This window comes from Rothia sp. HMSC068F09 (genome assembly GCF_001812775.1).
Classification (GTDB): domain Bacteria; phylum Actinomycetota; class Actinomycetes; order Actinomycetales; family Micrococcaceae; genus Rothia; species Rothia mucilaginosa_A.
This window is the reverse complement of the sequence record NZ_KV810418.1, coordinates 32,214-50,746: the sequence shown is the minus strand read 5'-3', so window position 1 is coordinate 50,746 and position 18,533 is coordinate 32,214. Positions and strand designations below refer to the sequence as shown.

Below are 18,533 nucleotides of genomic sequence, written 5' to 3'. Positions count from 1 at the left end.
ATCAACAGTCTTTTATGCTACGGGGTGAAGAGTTTGTAGCGAGGTGCCCACAGCTGGAACCAGGGTGCCGCTCCCCCGCTTCCCTAGCGCTTGCCCACTGCATCCTGGCAGGTTAAATGGCCCGGTTAAACGGCGGAACCCCCGCGCATCCACAGTGGACACGCGGGGGTTCCGCTCGGTTTGTCAAGCCTTATATCTCAAGGCAAGAAAGGGTGCTTAGAAGTCCCAGTCCTCGTCCTCGGTGTTCACGGCCTTACCAATCACGTAGGAGGAGCCGGAACCGGAGAAGAAGTCGTGGTTCTCGTCAGCATTCGGGGACAGTGCCGAGAGGATGGCCGGCGAAACGTTGGTCACGGTAGCCGGGAACATTGCCTCGTAGCCCAGGTTCATCAGGGCCTTGTTGGCGTTGTAGTGCAGGAACTTCTTCACGTCCTCGCTCCAACCCACGCCGTCGTACAGGGAGTGGGTGTAAGCGATTTCGTTCTCGTACAGTTCGTACAGCAGGTTGAAGGTGTACTCCTTCAGCTCTGCCTGACGCTCCGGGGTCTCCTTGGCCAGGCCACGCTGGAACTTGTAGCCGATGTAGTAGCCGTGCACAGCCTCGTCACGAATAATCAGACGAATCAGGTCGGCGGTGTTGGTCAGCTTTGCGTGCGAGGACCAGTACATGGGCAGGTAGAAGCCCGAGTAGAACAGGAAGGACTCGAGCAGGGTCGAGGCGACCTTCTTCTTCAGCGGGTCGTCACCGGTGTAGTAGGCCAGAATAATCTTGGCCTTCTTCTGCAGGTGCTCGTTCTCAGAAGCCCAGCGGAATGCCTCGTCAATCTCCTTGGTGGAGGCGAGGGTCGAGAAGATCGAGGAGTACGACTTCGCGTGCACGGACTCCATGAACGCGATGTTGGTGTACACGGCTTCCTCGTGTGCGGTCACGGCATCGGGCAGCAGGGAGACGGCGCCGACGGTGCCCTGGATGGTGTCCAGCAGGGTCAGACCGGTGAAGACGCGCATGGTCAGCTGCTTCTCTTCGTCGGTCAGGGTCTTCCAGGAGGGCACGTCGTTGCTCAGCGGCACCTTCTCCGGCAGCCAGAAGTTACCGGTCAGGCGGTCCCAAACCTCGAGGTCCTTCTCATCCTCGATGCGGTTCCAGTTGATAGCCTCAACGACGTGGTCGACGAGCTTCACCTTTTCGCTCATGATAATTCTCCGATTCTTGGGGGCGGTGACGGCTCATCTGGGCCGCGTCGGGCTCCGCGCGAGTCACCCTGAATCGCGCGGAGCCGCGGGCCGGCCGCCCCGCCCCTCTAGTAGTTATGGTGTGTCAGCTCAGGCTGAATGTCTCCAACATTCGAGCCTAGAGCATGCAGGATACGCAGCCTTCAACCTCGGTACCCTCAAGAGCCATCTGACGCAGACGGATGTAGTAGATGGTCTTGATGCCCTTACGCCATGCGTAAATCTGGGCGCGGTTGATATCGCGGGTGGTTGCGGTATCGCGGAAGAAGAGGGTCAGCGACAGGCCCTGGTCCACGTGCTGGGTTGCCACGGCGTAGGTGTCGATGATCTTCTCGTAACCAATTTCGTACGAGTCCTGGTAGTACTCCAGGTTGTCGTTGGTCATGTACGGTGCCGGGTAGTAGACGCGGCCGAGCTTGCCTTCCTTGCGGATCTCAATCTTCGAAGCAATCGGGTGAATCGAAGAGGTCGAACCGTTGATGTAGGAAATCGAGCCGGTCGGCGGAACAGCCTGCAGGTTCTGGTTGTACATGCCGTGCTGTGCGACGTCGGCTGCCAGCTGAATCCACTCCTCGCGGGTGGGGATGTGGTGCTTGGCGAACAGCTCGCGGGTACGCTCGGTCTGCGGTGCCCATTCCTTCTCGATGTACTTGGCGAAGAACTCACCGGAGGCGTACTTCGAGTTCTCGAAGCCCTCGAAACGCTCACCGCGCTCCTTAGCGAGCAGCATGGAGGTGCGGATTGCGTGGTAAGTCACGGTGTAGAAGTACATGTTGGTGAAGTCCAGCGCCTCTTCGGAACCGTAGAAGACGTGCTCGCGTGCCAGGTAGCCGTGCAGGTTCATCTGGCCCAGGCCCACGGCGTGGCTCATCTTGTTGCCACGCTCGATGGACGGCACGGAGCGGATATCGGACTGGTCCGAGACGGAGGTCAGCGCGCGGATTGCGGTCTCCACGGTCTTGCCGAAGTCGTCGCCGTCCATGGTGAGGGCGATGTTCAGCGAACCGAGGTTGCAGGAAATATCCTTACCGACGGTCTCGTAGCCGAGGTCGGCGTGGTAGGTGGACGGCTCGGAAACCTGCAGAATCTCGGAGCAGAGGTTCGACATGATGACCTTACCGGCGATGGGGTTCGCGCGGTTGACGGTGTCCTCGAACATCACGTACGGGTAACCGGACTCGAACTGAATCTCCGCGATGGTCTGGAAGAACTCGCGAGCGTTAATCTTGGTCTTGGTGATGCGTGCATCGTCGACCATCTCGTAGTACTTCTCGGAGACGTTGATGTCGGAGAAGGGCACACCGTAGATGCGTTCCACATCGTACGGGGAGAAGAGGTACATGTCCTCGTTCTTCTTGGCCAGCTCGAAGGTGATATCGGGGATCACGACACCCAGGGAGAGGGTCTTGATACGAATCTTCTCGTCGGCGTTCTCGCGCTTGGTGTCCAGGAAAGAGTAGATGTCGGGGTGGTGTGCGTGCAGGTACACCGCGCCGGCGCCCTGACGTGCACCCAGCTGGTTAGCGTAGGAGAAGGCGTCCTCCAGCAGCTTCATGACGGGGATAACGCCCGAAGACTGGTTCTCAATCTTCTTGATGGGCGCGCCGGATTCGCGCAGGTTGGTCAGGGCGAATGCCACGCCGCCGCCGCGCTTGGAGAGCTGCAGGGCCGAGTTGATGGAACGACCGATGGATTCCATGTTGTCTTCCATGCGCAGCAGGAAGCAGGAGACCAGCTCGCCGCGCTGCTTCTTGCCCGCGTTGAGGAAGGTCGGGGTGGCCGGCTGGAAGCGGCCCGAGATAATCTCGTCCACGATCTCCTCGGCCAGCTTCTCGTTACCCTCTGCCAGCAGCAGCGCCACCATGCAGACGCGGTCCTCGAAGCGCTCCAGGTAGCGCTGACCGTCGAAGGTCTTGAGCGCGTAGGAGGTGTAGAACTTGAAGGCACCCAGGAAGGTCGGGAAGCGGAACTTCACGGCGTAGGCGCGCTTGAACAGGTTCTTGATGAACTGGAAGTTGTACTTCTCGAAGAGCTCAGGCTCGTAGTACTGGTTCTCGATCAGGTACTCAATCTTCTCTTCCAGGTCGTGGAAGAACACGGTGTTGTTGTTGACGTGCTGCAGGAAGTACTGACGTGCTGCCTGGCGGTCGGCGTCGAACTGAATCTTGCCGTTCTCATCGTAGAGGTTCAGCAGAGCGTTCAGCTCGTGGTAGCTCATACCCCGGAACTTCTCGGGTACGGTGTTGCCGGTGTGGCTCGCACCGAGCGTCTCTAGTGCTGAGGGCAGTTTTGCGTCCAAAATGCTTCCAATCCTTCGTTGACTTTTTCTACATCTGCTTCGGTACCCATGAGCTCGAACTTGAAGAGCACGGGCACGTTGCATTTCTTCGCGACGATATCTGCCGCGATGCCGAAGAGCGGGCCAAAGTTAGTGTTGCCGGATCCAATCACACCGAGCATGTTCGCGCGATTCTGATCCACGTTTAGGAACTTTACCACCTGCGGGGGAACATTGCCTGCGCCTTCGGGCTTGCCGTAGGTGGGAACGATCAGCACGAAGGGCTCATCAAGCACCAGGGTGTCTTCGCCGGTGCGCAGGGGCAGGCGGAGACGGCGAGCACGAAGCTTCTCCACGAACTTGTGGGTGTTGCCGGAGATGGAGGAGAAATACACGACGAGTGGCGCGGATGCGTCCGCCAGAGCCTCGGTCGCTCGACCCTCAGAGGAGTTACGCGCATCCATGAGAATCTTGCGGATTTCTGCGTGTTCATCTGCGGGGTTGGGCGTGAGGACGGTACTCAACGTGAGCTCCTTACTTCGTATGTGCCGGTATGGCTGTGTGACGCCGATTCCGTTTATGTGGGTTTCGGCTGGATTTACGCTTCCAAAGCGTTGATCTTATCGGGACGGAAACCGGACCAGTGCTCCTCGCCTGCGATGACGACGGGGGCCTGCAGGTAGCCGAGGGACTTAACCATCTCAAGGGCCTGAGTGTCTTCGGTGATATCAACCTTGGTGTAGCTGATACCCTTCGCGTCGAGGGCGCGGTAGGTCATGTTGCACTGAACGCACTGGGGCTTGGTGTACACGGTCACTACCATGAGAGTGCCTCATACTTTCTCCCGCTCAGGCGGGTTTATCTTGTGAATGATTCTGGCGTGTTTTCCTAGGGGCTCCACCGTCGTACCTCTACCCTGCCGGGGCGGTGCCGCCCGTCGTGCGGGGGCGGATCTGTTGCCTCGCGGTTCTGCGGGGAGGGCCCCGAGGGGCCTAAGCGGTGGAACCGAGTATTAATACTACATCTAGTGCCAAGAAATTTCTGCACCACAAGATGATGTGGTGCGCGGGTCGTGTTTCGTTCGATAAACCCACAGCCGAACCCACTTAATGGGGTGCCTCGCGGGCTTATCCACACCCGCCCGGTGGTGGAGTTCGCCGGATTTTCGGGGACCTCGCGGGGTTATCCACAGGTGGGGTTTAAGTTGGGTGGCATTTTGGTTGGCCCTCCCCGTTCGTTTCTTAGGGTGCTTTTAACCCCTCTGACGTTTTAAGACGTCCGGGGCCGTATTCCTCGGGCTTGATTTAAGCGCAGGTTTAACACTCGCCCATCATGACGCGGAACGACGGGGTTTTAAAGACGAACAGGTTTTCTTAATGAGCCCTTAATCCGGGGGCTGACCGCGACGAAGGGGTGTGATTAAAGCTGTACAAAAGATTTTTAACTCTTCGCGACTGGCCGGTGTGTCGTTGGTTTAAGTTGGTTAAGCCTTAAACACCCCACAGCCCCGATGGACGAACCGGAATCTTCGGGGCAGGGTCCGGGGCGGGCTTGGAGCCTACAGAGCTCAGTACGCAGAGAAGGCCGACCACCCGTGCTGGAGTGGCCGGCCTTCGCCGTATATAGGGTATGCGTGGGCGCAAAAGCGCGCAGCTGTGCGTCTAGAAGTCGATGATTCCCAGATCGCGGAGCTTCTTGCTGAGCGTCACGCCGTCGGTGGCTTCAATCCACAGGGGCGAGCGCATCATTTGCTCGGCGCGGTGATCGCTCCACACGCGGCCCGAGGCGAGCACGGACTCCCCCACCGTCAGGTTACGAATCACGATGGCCGCCACGTTGTCCGGGTAACGCACCGCGAAGCCGTTATAGATGTACGGGTCGCGCTGCCCGTCGTCACCAACCAGGATCCACTTCATCTGCGGGAACTCCTCAACCAGGCGCTGCAGGGAATCCACCTTGTGCTTGGTGCCGGACCGGAACCAGCGGTCGGGGGTCGGCCCCCAGTCGGTAAGCAGGAACGTGCCGCGCGGGTAACCGTTACGGCTCAGGAATCGGCGCAGGGTCGGGGTAATGTTCCACGCACCGGTGGACAGGTACATGAACGGCGCGTTCGGCTCACTACGGCGAATACGGTCGGTCATGACGGCCATGCCGGGGGTCGGGATGCGCGCGTGCTCGTCGAGCACGAAGGAGTTCCATGCGGCTACGAGGGGGCGCGGCAGCATGGTCACCATGACGGTGTCGTCGACGTCCATGATGACGCCTAGCTTCTGCGACTCCGGCACGATGTAAACGCTGGTGGCTACGGCGCGCGACCCGGGCACGTACATGATGACCTCGTGCATGCCGGGTTCCAGGTCAATCTCAAGCTTCACGTCGAGCACGCCGCCGCGGTCGGTGTACGCCTCGTACTTGGTACCGCCGATAACGATGGTGACCGGGGCATCCGACATAGCGATCGCGGTGAAGGCACGCCAGCCTCGCATGGGATTAGCGGTGTCTTGGGTACCCTCCACGACCTGCAGGAGTCGCTCAAGGTCGACCGTGTTGTAGAGGGCTCGGGCGATGATACGAACCCAGCCCGGGTTCCCCTCGGATGCAACTCGCCCGTACCCCTCGCTGGGAACAAGAATCGGCTCGCGGCCGGCGGCGATAGCGCGCTTCTCACGCCAGCGGTGCAGGCGGTCGGCCACGCGGTAACCGATATTAACCGCCTCGTCAGCGGCGTCATTGACTAGGTTGCGCAATTCGTTATCCCCTCAGACTCTTACCCCACTAGTGTAACTGAGCCCGTCCCCTCGCGGGCCGAGCCCAGCACGTCGATACCTTTAAATACGCGGGTGAGGACGAGACCCCGCTGTGATATGCGCATTATTTGGGGTGGCGGGGCCGTTCAGGTTCTTGTAGGACCCACGCGGGCGTTATCCTGGAAGGTATGATCCACTCACAGCCTAACCGCCGACTTTTTGTGCTCGGCACCGCTATGCTTCCGCTCATCGCAGCCTGCTCGAACAAGTCGAATAACGACTACGACAGCACGAGCGGCAACTTTACTCCCTACCAGGCCGGTAGCGATAGCCCCTCCGTTACTCCCCGACCTGTAGCCACGAACTCGCCGACCCAGTCCGTCACCGGTAACCCGATTGATAAGCCGCGCGAGTGGCCCGGCGTGGGCAACGCTCTCGTGGGTGAGGGCAAGTACATCGCGTGGACGGTTGACGACGGTGCCAGCCCCGAGGCTATTCGCGGCTATGCCGAGTTCTCCAAGCGTACGAATACTCGCCTGACCTTCTTTATTAACGCCTCGTACGTGGGTTTCAAGAACAACGTTGATATTCTCCGTCCGCTGGTTCAGAGCGGGCAGATTCAGATTGCGAACCACACCTACAACCACACCGACCTGACCACCCTGGACGCCGAGGGCGTGAAGGAGGAGTTGCAGCGCAACGAGGACGAGATTATGAGCATCTTCGGTGTCTCGTCTAAGCCCTACTTCCGCCCGCCGTACGGCCGTTATAACGAGGCCGTGCTGAAGGCCGCCGGTGAGATTGGCTTTACCCGCCCGGTCATGTGGAACGGCACGACCGGCGACGAGGCAAAGACCAGCGCCCGCGTAATTTACATGCGTTCGCTGCGCTATATGCTTCCGCAGCAGATTGTTCTGGGCCACCTGAACTACGAGACGATTATTCCGATTCTGGATAAGATCAAGGGCCTGCTGGACGAGCGCGGCCTGACCCCGGTCACGATTCGTGACTACTACGGCGACGCCTCGGAGGAGGAGATTAAGGCCGCGGCTCCCAGCCCGACCGCAACCCCCGAGCCGAGCGAGACTCCCTCCGCGGAGGCAACAACCGAGGCTCCCTCGCCGACCCCCACCCCCACTCCGGCCCCAACCCCGCGGTACGAGGATGAGGTAGCCGCAACCAGGACCCCCTCGCAGCCGGCCGCCACCACGCGCGCATCCCAGCCGGCTCAACAGCAGCCGCCCCAGCCCGCGGCTTCGCGTTCGACCACGGCCTCGGCCACTGCGGGTGCCCCCGCCGCGGCAAACCGCTAGGCCGGTTCGGATCGGGTGATTCCGAGAGGTGCACTCGAGGCTGTGATTATTGGAAGCCCCTTCTCTCCCTGCGCGGGAGGGAAGGGGCTTCGCCGTGCCCGCCGCTGCCGGTTTTCTTTCCCCGACTCGCTGAACATCGGGCGGGTAGCGCAGGAATAAACAGGGTGGTCCGTGCGTTGGGTGAGCATACAGGGCGGCAGCGTGCCGCATCCGAGTATGAAAGGAATAGATAACATGCGTATTGATATTTGGTCCGATATTGTGTGCCCCTTCTGCTACGTGGGCAAGCGTAACCTGGAGCAGGCGCTCGCCGAGTTTGAGCACCGTGACGAGGTTGAGGTGGTGTGGCATAGTTTTGAGCTGGACCCGTCGGCTACGGAGCATCCTGCCGGTTCGCTGCCTGAGATGATTGCCGGTAAGTATCAGATGTCGTTGGAGCAGGCGATTGCGAGCCAGGAGTCGTTGGCGGAGCGTGCCCGCGAGGTGGGTTTGGATTTCAATTGGCGTCAGGCACGCTACGGTAACACGTTTGATGCGCACCGTGTGATTCACTATGCGGCGGAGCAGGGCTTGGCGTCGGCGGCGCAGGAGGCGTTTAAGCTGGCGTACTTTACGCAGGGCCGTTCGGTGCAGGATCACGAGTCGATTCTGGATATTGCTTCTGAGATTGGCCTGGATACTGCCGAGGTTGAGGCGGTGCTGAAGAGCGACCGTTACGCGGCGGATGTGCGTGCCGATGAGCAGTTGGCGCGCCAGCTGGGCATTAACGGTGTGCCGTTCTTCTTGATTGAGTCGAAGTGGGCGGTCAGTGGTGCGCAGCCTGCGGAAATGCTGGTGCAGGCGCTGCGTCAGGTGTGGGAGGAGACTCACCGTGTTGAGTTTTTGAACCCTCTGGCGGGCGCGGCTGGTGACGCGGCAGGTAACAATGCTGCGGAGGCGGGCCCCTCCTGCGATATGAACGGTAACTGCTCCTAGCGGCGGCTCTGGCTAGAGCTCTGACTAGAGCTGTCCGGTCGGGGCGCTACTCTCCCAGCGCCCCTAACTGATGTAGACACCTTAATAGAGCGAAGCCCCCTTGTGCCGGTTCTTGCGTGAACCGGCATGAGGGGGCTTCGCTATGCCTGCAGGTTGCATCTTCCCTTGTCAGATTGTTTGATGCGGTCCAACGTTGTCCACAGACTGGGTGGTTTTCCTTTACACTGGAGTGTGTGTTCTACGGTGAACACGCTTATCCACTCACTTTATAAAGGAATATTGTGTTGAAAATTCACACCGCGACCGCTGGTGTTCTTGCGGGTGCTCTGCTGCTGACCGGTTGCTCTTCGTCTGTTCGCGTTCCGAAGCCTGTGCCGTCTGTGTCTTCGTCGGCTTCTGCTTCGGTTAGCCCCTCGGTTTCAGCTACTCCTAGTTCTTCTCCGACGCCGAGTGCGTCCGCGACTCCTTCGGAGTCTCCTACCCCGACGGTAACCCCGTCTCCGGTTCCGACGACTGAGGCTCCCGTGCAGGCACCGGCTACTGAGGCTCCTTCTGCGGAGGCGCCGGCGGCTCCGGTTTCTGAGGCGCCGGTAGCTACGGAGGCGCCCGCGCAGCAGGCGCCCGCGCAGGCTCCGGCGACTGAGGCTCCTGCTCAGCAAGCTCCCGCGCAGCCGGTTCAGCAGGCTCCGGCGCAGTCGAGTGTTTACTACGAAACATGCGCTGATGCTCGTGCGGCTGGTGCGGCGCCGTTGCATCGTGGTGATCCGGGTTACCGCCCTGGTCTAGATAAAGACGGTGATGGCGTGGCGTGCGAGCCGAAGAAGAAGCACTAAGCTTCTACCCCCAGGTATAGCGGAGCCCCCTCGTACTATTTCTAGTACGAGGGGGCTCCGCCGTGCCCGGAAGGCCCACGTCAGTTGGCGTGAACTCAATCGGGGCTGAGGCAAGTAAGCTTAGCCGGTCGGCGCTACGGCAACCTAACCGTAGTAGTCGCGAATCGTAACAGTCGTGAGCCCCATACGGTCCATCAGGCCCCTAATCTCATCCATCACCGAAATCACCCCGGGGTGATTCAGGTGACCAATAATGATGCGTTGCGCATCCACGTACTCCTTCGCAAAACGAAGCACCTCCTGCGAGGGAATATTCGAAGAATCAGCTAGGGAGCCATACCACAGCACCGGGCGCGTGAAACCGCACGAGGCTGCAGCCGCCAGCACGCGCGCATCATAATACCCGTACGGGGGGCGGAAATACGGCTTCGACGACACCCCAAAAAGCCGCTGAATCTTCTCATCATTGCGCGTCAGCTCCCGAACGATCTGCTCATCGCTGAGTTTGGTCAGCGCGGCGTGACTATACGTGTGGTTCGCAATCTGCAGTTGCCCGCTCTTCACTAGCGGAAGCAACAGGTCACGATGCTGCTCAAAAGAGGGGTACTGACCGTTGATAAAGAAGGTGAGGCGCGTGCCGGTGCGGCGAGCAAACTCGGCGTACGCGCGCACCACATCAGGGTTGGCGCCGTCATCAACCGTCCAGGCGACGTACTTGCCCTCACCAACAAGCCCCGTCTGCGGTCCATCCCAGGGGCGGGGCTTCGGCACAGGGTTACCGGGGGCCTGCGTGCTGCCGGAACTCGGAGTAGTGGAAGGGGTCGCGGAACCGCTCGGCGCGGCGGAGGAGGTGACAGCAGGGCTACCGGATGCGGAGGGACTCTCCGACGGGCTCGCGGTGGGTTGTCCCGTTGCGTTGCTTGCCTCGGCCTTAGCGGAGCAGGAGGTGAGGGCGAGCCCCAAAGCGCCCAGGCCTAGGGGTCCCATGCCCAGGAGTACGCCGCGGCGGGTCGTTGCGGAATGGACGGTGTTTCTATTGGCCCGATGTACCTCGAATAGCATCGGATTTTGAGCGGTGTTCATGCTCCCAGTGTAAAATAACAGCCCCTATAGGTATCTGAGAAATCGAAAGATTACGTTAAAACCCTTAAAGAGATGTTTATTAATGTTTTATGCGTAAACCTTCTCTTGGACTATCGGAACCCCCAACCGCCGCCGCCAGAACACCGTCAGAACGTGCAACGCCTCAAACCCGCGTACCCCACCGACCGTATTCAACGTAGCCCTAGAACCCCACTCAACCCCGGCGCAGCATCCGGTTCGCTAGACCCCGCTTCCACAACGAACTTCCGCGACAAAGCCCCCTGCACTATTCAGCACAGGGGGCTTCTATCACTTCAGCGTTGATCAGCTCGGGCACCCGCGGCACAGCGTGCAGGTTGCCCTCGGTTAGCGCGGCTGGTAGGTGCGGGCACGCTCCGCACGCGCACGGCGCGCCTCGGCATCCCGAAGAACCGGAACCATAAGACGCACCAGCTGCTTAATCCCACGCATCACCAGCTCAATCCACAGCGCCGCAGACAGCACACCCGCCGCACGCGGGTGACGGCGACGCACCCACCTCAGCGACAGCAGCGAAAACACGAAATACGCCGGGTACAGGAGAGCCTCACGAAAACGGTGAGCCTGCCGAACAACGGGATTCTGAGAAAGCTTCTTCATACCACCAGTATATCCAGCCGCACGGCACGGCCACGCCGGAGCACCGACTAGGCCCCAGACTCGCCCTCCAGCTCACCCGAAGGCTTAACCGACGCACCCTCCACTGGTGCAGAAGCCGCGGCGCTACCCGACAGCTCAACCACGGAGTCCTCCCCCACCAACTGTGAGGGAGAGGAGCCCTCGGGGCCCGACAGGATCGTCACGTTCATGCGGCGCAGCGCATCCGTATCGGTAATCGTGTCGTCGTTATCAATCAGGTACACCCGGTAGCCGTCTGCGGTCAGGCGACGCATCAGCTCCAAGAGCATATTCTGCGCCACCTCATCCACCGCGTACACGCGCGTCACGTCCAGGGCGATCTTCGAGCCCTCCATCGGGGCGTCCACAATCTCGCGAATCACGCGCTCCACACCCGCGAAACGAATACGGCCCTGCAGCTGAATCAGGCGCATGGCCTCGGGGCCGGAACCAATCTGGTAGTCCGCGCGCAAGGCCGAGCGCGCCACCGTCGGCACGTTCATCACGTGCATGCCCATGTCTTCGGAGAACTTCTCGAAGAGCTCCACACCGCGCACGCTATTGCCGTGCTTATCCAGGCGCGGGGAGAACGTCGCCACACCCAGCTGACCCGGAACCGCGCCAATGATGCCGCCGCCCACGCCGCTCTTCGCCGGAACGCCCACCTGGGTTGCCCAGTCACCCGCGGAATTGTACATGCCGCACGTGAACATGACGCTCAGCACCTGACGCACCACGCCCTTCGGCACAACCTGCTCCCCCGTCACCGGATGCACGCCGTAGTTCGCGAGGGTCGCGGCCATCAGCGCCAGGTCCTTGACAGTGACCATGAGCGAGCACTGGCGCGTGTACCCCTGCACCGACACCTCCGGGTCACCCGTCAGGATGCCGTGGCCGCGCAGCATGTGCGCAATCGCGTAGTTGCGGTGCGCGTGCTCCAGTTCGGATTCGTACACGCGCTCATTCACCGACAGGCGGCGGCCCGCAAAGGCCGACAGACCCGAAATGACGCGCTCCATGCGCTCACCCTGCGTGGCCCCCGGAGGGCCCACCAGCGAATGGGTGGTGATAGCACCGGCGTTAATCATGGGGTTCAGCGGCTTGCCCGAACCGTCCTCCAGGGACAGCTCGTTGAAGGGCTCGCCCGAGGGCTCAACGCCGACCTTCGCCAGCACATCGTCAAAGCCGCGGTCGGCCAGGGCCAGCGCGTACACGAAGGGCTTGGAAATCGACTGGATCGTGAACTCCACGTCGCTGTCACCGGCGGCGTACTGCTCGCCGTCCACCATCACGATGGACGCGGCCAGCTTATCCGGGTCCACGGCGGCCAGCTCGGGAATGTAGTTCGCCAGCTCCCCGGAGGTATCGGAGACGACCGTCGTCAGGGACTCGGTGAGGTACGTGGCGATGGGTGAATGCATGGTCTCCTCCGTGATGCTGATTCGGTGTTCGGGGTACGTTCCCGGATGCGCCGGAGAACCCGGGCATACCCCATCTACGAGTGTATCTTTTGCCGCCAAAAGCTACCAACTACTGCCGAGAATGACGACGGAGTGGACAGCGTGGGCTAACGCGCGGCGCCCGCGCGCACGACCGGGTTCTGGGTGCCGGGGACGTAAAGCCGGCTAGGGGTGGCGGACCGACTGCGGCTCCTGGCCGCCCAGCTCGGCGGTCTCCAGCTGGAAGGTCGAGTGCTCCACCGACACCTCAAAATGGCTCGCCACGCAGGAGCGAATACAATCCAGAATCGCCACAGCAGACCCGTCGCGGAAGCAAGAATCCGCAACCACCACGTGCGCGGTCACGACCGGCAAACCCGTCGCCACCATCGAGGCGTGCACATCGTGCACCTCCACCACACCGTCGACGCGCAGCATGTGCTCGCGCATCGCATCCAGGTCCAGGCCATCCGGGGTGAACTCCATGAGCACCGCCGTGGTCTGCTTCATCAGGCGCACCGCACGCGGCACAATCAGCGCCGCAATGAACAGACCCGCAAGGGCGTCCGCCCGGTAGAAGCCGGTCAGCCAAATCACGATAGCCGCCACAATCACACCCAGCGAACCCAGGGCGTCATTGAGCACCTCCAGGAACGCGGCACGCATATTGAAGTTCGCGTTTCGGCCAGAGGCCAGCACCGCAATGCCGATAACGTTCGCCACCAGGCCGACCACGCCGAAGACCAGCAGCTCGGCGCCGGGCACCTCCGGCGGGGCGAACAGGCGATGCACGCCCTCTACCGCCGTGTAGATACCCACGGCCAGTAGCAGCACCGACTGGCCCAGGGCCGCCAGCACCTCAATGCGTCGGAAGCCCCACGTGTGGCGCGAGGTTGCCGGACGCGTCATGAGCGAAGCCGCGGTGAGCGCCACCAGCAGCCCGGAGGCATCCGTAATGGCGTGCGCCGTATCGGTCAGCAGGGCGAGACTTCCGGTGACCAGCGAGCCAACCGCCTGCGCCAGCACGATAACGAGCGCCAGGGTAAAAGCCACCAGCAGGCGCGGACGCATCGAGGCGGCCTCCTCCGGGCTGTGCATATGAGAGTGGTCGTGGTGACCGCCGTGGTGAGAGTGTGTGTGCTCTCCCATTAACCTTCTCCTTGGGGGTTGTGGCCGGTGCGGGGTCGCCGGGGCGAGAAGACCGGCACGGACCGGCGGGCGACGCAACCGAGTGAGGGTTCGTCGCCTCCAAAGTGAAACCGCGATGCAGAGTCTAGAGATAGCAAAATCGCCCGACTCTTACGAAGCGGGCGATTAGCACCTCAAACGAGGTTTCCGTGGAGATAAGGGGACTCGAACCCCTGACCCCCTGCATGCCATGCAGGTGCGCTACCAGCTGCGCCATATCCCCATATTCTGTTACGTTCCTCAACGAGGCAACATGAATATATTACACACACCTCAGAGGGCTACGCAAATCGAGGACGGCTCAAATTCAAAAAATTTTCCAAAAACTTTAGGGGCTCCGAGCCGCCCCGCCCGAGGCCCGCAAAGCACCGCGAATACGGCGAAGGGGCGGGCCCGTGCGCCCCGCATGTGCACCACATGCAAGGCGCCAAACCCGCCCCTCACTCAAACGCTACAGAACGCGCACCGCGAAAACGTTGCGCGTCGAGCGACAGCCCGAAGGCCTAAGCCTCGTCCTGCGCCGGGATGATGCGCGCGGCCTCTTCCTCGGACTCAGCCTCGATATCGAAGGGAGCCTCGTTCTCAACACCCAGCTCGATGCGCGGGGCCTGAGCCCACAGGCGATCCAGGGCGTAGAACTCGCGGTCCTCCTCGTGCTGAACGTGAACCACGATATCGCCGAAGTCCAGCAGAATCCAACGACCCGAGGAGCGGCCCTCGCGGCGCACCGGCTTCAGGCCGGCCTGCTCGCGCAGGGCGTCCTCCACCTCGTCAGCCACGGCGTTCACCAGGCGCTCGTTGTGAGCGGAGACCACCAGGAAACCGTCAATCAGGCCCATGGCGTCGGAGGCATCCACAGCGAACAGGTTCGTTCCCTGCTTCTCCTCCGCCGCGCGGGCGGCAATGCGCAGAGCCTCAACCGAGGACTGTGCAGCAGTCATATCTTCCTTTCTTGCCGGTCATTCCCACCGGCAGCACCCCGCGGGGTGCGTTCTCACGGCCTACTTCGGGCCAAAAATCATAATCAAGCCGACAACAACCAGGGCCAGCAACAGAACCATCCACAGCCAGGCCAGGGAGGTCTTCTGGGCCGGCTTCAGCACCTCGTGCTCCGACTGGTTCTCGGTAACCTTCTCGGCGAAGGACTTATCGGAGTCCTTCTTCTGAGCGCCGCTGTTCTGAGATCCACTGTCCGCGCGCTCCACCGATGCCACCGGTGCGCTCTTCGACTCGGCGGACTCCTCTGCGGCGAGCTCGGCCATCGCCACGGAGTCCTCGGGATCCTGGCGGTCCACCATGCGCTGCAGCAGTTCCTCCACCTCGTCCGGGCTCAGGGCCACGGTCGGGTCGCCGTCCACCGAATCCACGGTGTCGCCAGAAACCGAGCCGTCCAGAACGCTCAGGTCCAGGCCCTGAGCGTTCACGGCGCTCACGCGGGTGGGCAGGTTGGAGGATGCGTCGTCCTTCTGCGCCTCGGCAGCCTCGGGCTTCTGAGCTTCCTTGGGCTCCTGGGCGTCCTTGGGCTCGGGGGATTCCTCGTCCTCAGCCGGCGCGGAGGCGTAGCCGACGACGCTCTCGTCAACCTTCGGCTCATCGCGCACGAGGTACTCGTGCATCTTCGGCTCGGGCTCCTCCTCCTTGACCACGGTAATCACCGGAATGGAAGAGGTCAGCGGGCTATCCACCGCCGAGGGACTGGTGGCATCTACACGGTTCTTCGCGATCTCGTCGGGACGCAGAACGCGCAGGCTACTGGTCAGAGGGGCCGGCTCGTGCAGCTTCTCCTCGTCGTTCGCCTCGGTCTCAATCTTGCCCTGAGCCGCCAGCGCCGCGAAACGACGCTGAACCGCCAGAACCTGCGGATCAATCGCGCCGGTGTTCACCACGGAACCCATGTTCTCAACGGGCTTCGGGTTCTCCCCGCGGCGGTGTGCGCGCAGGTACTCGGCGACTTCCTCACGGTAACGGGCGAGACGGCGCGGACCCATCACCTTAGTCGGCGGCGGCACCTCAATGCCGTCTTCGGTCACGTACGTCTCGTAGAGGTACGCTTCGTCCTCGCTATAGGGCTTCGAACCCGCAGCTTCACTCATGTGTTCCCTCATTATTCGTCGATTCGGGTGACTGCTCCGCCTCATCCTTAACTCGAGGCAGGCCGTCACGGTAGGCCGTCAAAGCGTCCTTCTTATACAGCCCGTACTTCGCAATGTACTGCACCACGCCATCGGGTACCAGGTACCAGATGGGGGCGCCCTCAGCCGCGCGGCGGCGAATATCGGTCGAAGAAATCGCCATCGCGGGGATCTTCAGCGTCGTAATATGACGCCCCTCCGCAAGGGGAGGATCCAGCGTGTGATCGGGGCGGGTCACGCCCACGAACGTCGCGAGGTCCCACAGCTTATGGGCATTGCGCCAGGTCATAATCTGGCTAATCGCATCCGCCCCGGTAATGAAGAACAGGTCAGCATCGGGGCGCAGGCTGCGCAGCTCGTTAAGCGTATCAAAGGTGTACGTGGCGCCGCCACGGTCAATATCAATACGGCTCACCGTAAAACGCGGGTTCGACGCGGTCGCGATCACCGTCATCAGGTAGCGGTGCTCGGCATCGCTCACGTGCCGCTCCCCCACCTTCTGCCAGGGCTGACCGGTCGGAACGAACACGACCTCGTCCAGGTCGAACACCGCGGCGACCTCGCTGGCCGCCACCAGGTGCCCGTGATGAATCGGGTCAAACGTTCCACCCATCACGCCCAAACGCACCCGTCCAGGGATGCGAGGGGGAATCGATTCGGAGCTCGGGGCACCGAAATCAAGCTGAATAGGCTGATCACTCACAGAAGCCGTCCTTGCTGGGGACAGAGACCGCACCGGAAAACAACGCGCCCACCGGTGAGGATACGGGCAAATACACGGATGCACGCGCGCCACTCGGCGGGCCCACGCGGGACGCCGGATGCACGTGCGTACACCCATCTATGCTACCGTCTCGGCGCTAAAAACAACGAAATGACGGGGGTGAGCTAAGCCGCGGGTGGAATACCCGCGACCCGGCTCACCCCCGTCGCCACGATGTGGACTCTACCTAGTCCTCGGTGCCGGGCATGTCGATATTCTCGTCGACCTTGCCCTCCTTGAGCTTCTTGCGGTACTCCACGGACTCGGTCCAGACTCCGGCCACGCGCTCGGATTCCAGCTCGGCACGAGCCGCAGCCTTCGCATCCATGCGCTCCTTGTACTCCACGCGCTTCTGAGCGCGGGTCGGGCGGATAATCTCCTCCAGGCGAGCGTCGGTACCGCGCGGGGAGGAGAGCAGCTCGGCGCCACCGATCATGGTCGGCTCCCAGTCGAAAATCACCGAGTTGTCGCTCTCGCCAATCACCACGGCGTCGCCGGCGCGGGCGCCAGCCTTGAACAGCTCGTCCTCAACGCCCAGGCGGGCCAGGCGGTCCGCCAGGTAGCCGACCGCTTCATCGTTGTTGAAGTCGGTCTGCTGAATCCAGCGCTCGGGCTTCTCGCCAATCACGCGGAACAGCGGCTCCAGATTGCGCTCCTCGCGACGAATCACGAACTCCTGCTTCTTCTTGTTGCGGAAGCCCTTCGGACGAATCACGGGGGTTTCGACGGTCACACGCTCGGCCTCCTTCTCGGCGGCGGCGCGGGCGGCGCGGTCCTCCTCAACGAGCTTCGCCATCGCGAAGATGAGAGGCTTCAGGCCCTCGTGCGAGGCGGTCGAAATCTCGAAGACCTTGAAGCCCATCTCCTCGAACTCGGGGCGCACGAACTCGGCCAGTTCACGGGCCTCGGGCACGTCAATCTTGTTCAGCACCACGATCTGCGGACGCTCGTGCAGCGGCACGGTCACACCCGCGGTCGGGTCGACCTCGTAGTTCTGCAGCTCGCCGCGAATCACCTCGAAGTCGCTGATCGGGTCGCGGCCGGGCTCCAGGGTCGCGCAGTCAATCACGTGCACGAGCGCCGAGGAGCGCTCCACGTGACGCAGGAAGCGGTGGCCCAGGCCACGGCCCTCCGAGGCGCCCTCAATCAGACCGGGCACGTCGGCCACGGTGTAGCGCACATCGCCGGCCTGAACCACGCCCAGGTTCGGAATCAGGGTCGTGAACGGGTAATCCGCAATCTTCGGGCGTGCCGCGGAGATAGCGGCAATCAGCGAGGACTTACCGGCCGAGGGGTAACCCACCAGGGCCACATCCGCGATGGACTTGAGTTCCAGCACGATGTCGGCCTCTTCGCCGGGGGTGCCCAGCAGCGCGAAGCCGGGGGCCTTACGCTTCGTCGAGGCCAACGCGGCGTTACCCAGACCGCCCAGACCGCCGCGCGCGGCGATGTACTCGTCGCCAACGTGCAACAGGTCGGCCAGGACATTGCCCTCGCGGTCCTTCACCACGGTGCCCTGCGGCACGGTCAGAATCAGGTCCTCGCCATTAAAGCCGTGGTGCATATCGCCGCGGCCGATGTCACCGTTCGGGGCGTGCTGGTGCGGGCTGTGGTGGTACTCCAGCAGGGTCGTGGTCTGGTTGTCGACGCGCAGAATCACCGCGCCACCATTACCACCGTTACCGCCGTTCGGGCCGCCCAGCGGCTTAAACTTTTCGCGTCGCACGGAGACGCAACCGTTGCCTCCGCGACCGCCGGAAACATGCAAGACCACGCGGTCCACGAATTCCGCCACGGGTTCTCCTATCTTGGAAAGTCTTCTCTTCGCCGACGCCTCAACGCCCGGTGGGCGGATGCATCGGCAGGCGCAGCCGGGTTGGGGCGCGCCTCCT

The 18,533-nt window shown here is 62.0% G+C and carries 16 protein-coding genes and 1 tRNA gene; 3 read left to right on the top strand and 14 right to left on the bottom strand.

The window, feature by feature from the left end; genetic code table 11:
- Positions 1-216 precede the first annotated feature (216 nt).
- The 5 genes from nrdF to HMPREF2874_RS02040 form a co-directional block, all read right to left on the bottom strand.
- A complete protein-coding gene (gene nrdF, locus HMPREF2874_RS02060) occupies positions 217-1,194 on the bottom strand; it encodes a class 1b ribonucleoside-diphosphate reductase subunit beta (protein ID WP_049343010.1) in 978 nt (325 codons plus the stop codon).
- 157 nt (positions 1,195-1,351) lie between these two features.
- Complete coding sequence (nrdE, locus tag HMPREF2874_RS02055) at positions 1,352-3,532, bottom strand: class 1b ribonucleoside-diphosphate reductase subunit alpha (protein WP_070648769.1); 2,181 nt, start codon at positions 3,530-3,532, stop codon at positions 1,352-1,354.
- Positions 3,505-4,035, bottom strand: coding sequence for a class Ib ribonucleoside-diphosphate reductase assembly flavoprotein NrdI (nrdI, locus tag HMPREF2874_RS02050; RefSeq protein ID WP_049332502.1), 531 nt, complete (start codon positions 4,033-4,035; stop codon positions 3,505-3,507). The genes nrdE and nrdI overlap by 28 nt, the downstream gene beginning before the upstream one ends.
- 74 nt (positions 4,036-4,109) lie before the next feature.
- On the bottom strand, positions 4,110-4,334 hold the full coding sequence (gene nrdH / locus HMPREF2874_RS02045) for a glutaredoxin-like protein NrdH (protein ID WP_049343012.1): 225 nt from the start codon (positions 4,332-4,334) through the stop codon (positions 4,110-4,112).
- 838 nt (positions 4,335-5,172) lie between these two features.
- Positions 5,173-6,258: an App1 family protein gene (locus HMPREF2874_RS02040; RefSeq protein ID WP_049343013.1), complete on the bottom strand. Its 1,086-nt coding sequence runs from the start codon at positions 6,256-6,258 to the stop codon at positions 5,173-5,175.
- Positions 6,259-6,446: 188 nt separating this feature from the next.
- Here HMPREF2874_RS02040 and HMPREF2874_RS02035 point away from each other — a divergent pair, with 188 nt between their 5' ends.
- The 3 genes from HMPREF2874_RS02035 to HMPREF2874_RS08955 all read left to right on the top strand — a co-directional run bounded on the left by HMPREF2874_RS02035 (position 6,447) and on the right by HMPREF2874_RS08955 (position 9,379).
- Positions 6,447-7,571 carry a polysaccharide deacetylase family protein gene (locus tag HMPREF2874_RS02035; protein WP_070648768.1) on the top strand — a complete coding sequence of 375 codons (1,125 nt, stop codon included), beginning with the start codon at positions 6,447-6,449 and terminating at the stop codon, positions 7,569-7,571.
- 234 nt (positions 7,572-7,805) lie between these two features.
- Complete coding sequence (locus HMPREF2874_RS02030) at positions 7,806-8,546, top strand: DsbA family oxidoreductase (RefSeq protein WP_049347321.1); 741 nt, start codon at positions 7,806-7,808, stop codon at positions 8,544-8,546.
- Positions 8,547-8,827: 281 nt separating this feature from the next.
- On the top strand, positions 8,828-9,379 hold the full coding sequence (locus tag HMPREF2874_RS08955) for an excalibur calcium-binding domain-containing protein (protein WP_083309813.1): 552 nt from the start codon (positions 8,828-8,830) through the stop codon (positions 9,377-9,379).
- Positions 9,380-9,523: 144 nt separating this feature from the next.
- Here the strand turns inward: HMPREF2874_RS08955 and HMPREF2874_RS02025 are convergent, their stop codons facing one another.
- From HMPREF2874_RS02025 to obgE, 9 genes are all read right to left on the bottom strand, one after another.
- Positions 9,524-10,462, bottom strand: a complete 939-nt coding sequence (locus tag HMPREF2874_RS02025) for a polysaccharide deacetylase family protein (RefSeq protein ID WP_141754203.1) — start codon at positions 10,460-10,462, stop codon at positions 9,524-9,526.
- A 366-nt stretch (positions 10,463-10,828) separates the two neighbouring features.
- A complete protein-coding gene (locus HMPREF2874_RS02020; protein ID WP_070648766.1) occupies positions 10,829-11,101 on the bottom strand; it encodes a hypothetical protein in 273 nt (90 codons plus the stop codon).
- Between the two features lie 47 nt (positions 11,102-11,148).
- Positions 11,149-12,540 carry a glutaminase gene (locus HMPREF2874_RS02015; RefSeq protein ID WP_246823747.1) on the bottom strand — a complete coding sequence of 464 codons (1,392 nt, stop codon included), beginning with the start codon at positions 12,538-12,540 and terminating at the stop codon, positions 11,149-11,151.
- Positions 12,541-12,744: 204 nt separating this feature from the next.
- Entirely contained in the window at positions 12,745-13,707 is a 963-nt protein-coding gene (locus tag HMPREF2874_RS02010) for a cation diffusion facilitator family transporter (RefSeq protein ID WP_083309812.1), read from the bottom strand.
- Between the two features lie 189 nt (positions 13,708-13,896).
- Positions 13,897-13,969 (bottom strand) — tRNA-Ala (locus HMPREF2874_RS02005).
- Between the two features lie 280 nt (positions 13,970-14,249).
- A complete protein-coding gene (rsfS, locus tag HMPREF2874_RS02000; RefSeq protein WP_070484021.1) occupies positions 14,250-14,687 on the bottom strand; it encodes a ribosome silencing factor in 438 nt (145 codons plus the stop codon).
- Between the two features lie 60 nt (positions 14,688-14,747).
- On the bottom strand, positions 14,748-15,839 hold the full coding sequence (locus HMPREF2874_RS01995; protein ID WP_070648765.1) for a sulfite reductase subunit alpha: 1,092 nt from the start codon (positions 15,837-15,839) through the stop codon (positions 14,748-14,750).
- Positions 15,832-16,581, bottom strand: coding sequence for a nicotinate-nucleotide adenylyltransferase (nadD, locus tag HMPREF2874_RS01990; RefSeq protein ID WP_049347435.1), 750 nt, complete (start codon positions 16,579-16,581; stop codon positions 15,832-15,834). Before nadD ends, HMPREF2874_RS01995 begins: the two co-directional genes overlap by 8 nt.
- Before the next feature lie 247 nt (positions 16,582-16,828).
- A complete protein-coding gene (obgE, locus tag HMPREF2874_RS01985) occupies positions 16,829-18,436 on the bottom strand; it encodes a GTPase ObgE (protein WP_070648764.1) in 1,608 nt (535 codons plus the stop codon).
- Between the last annotated feature and the right edge of the window lie 97 nt (positions 18,437-18,533).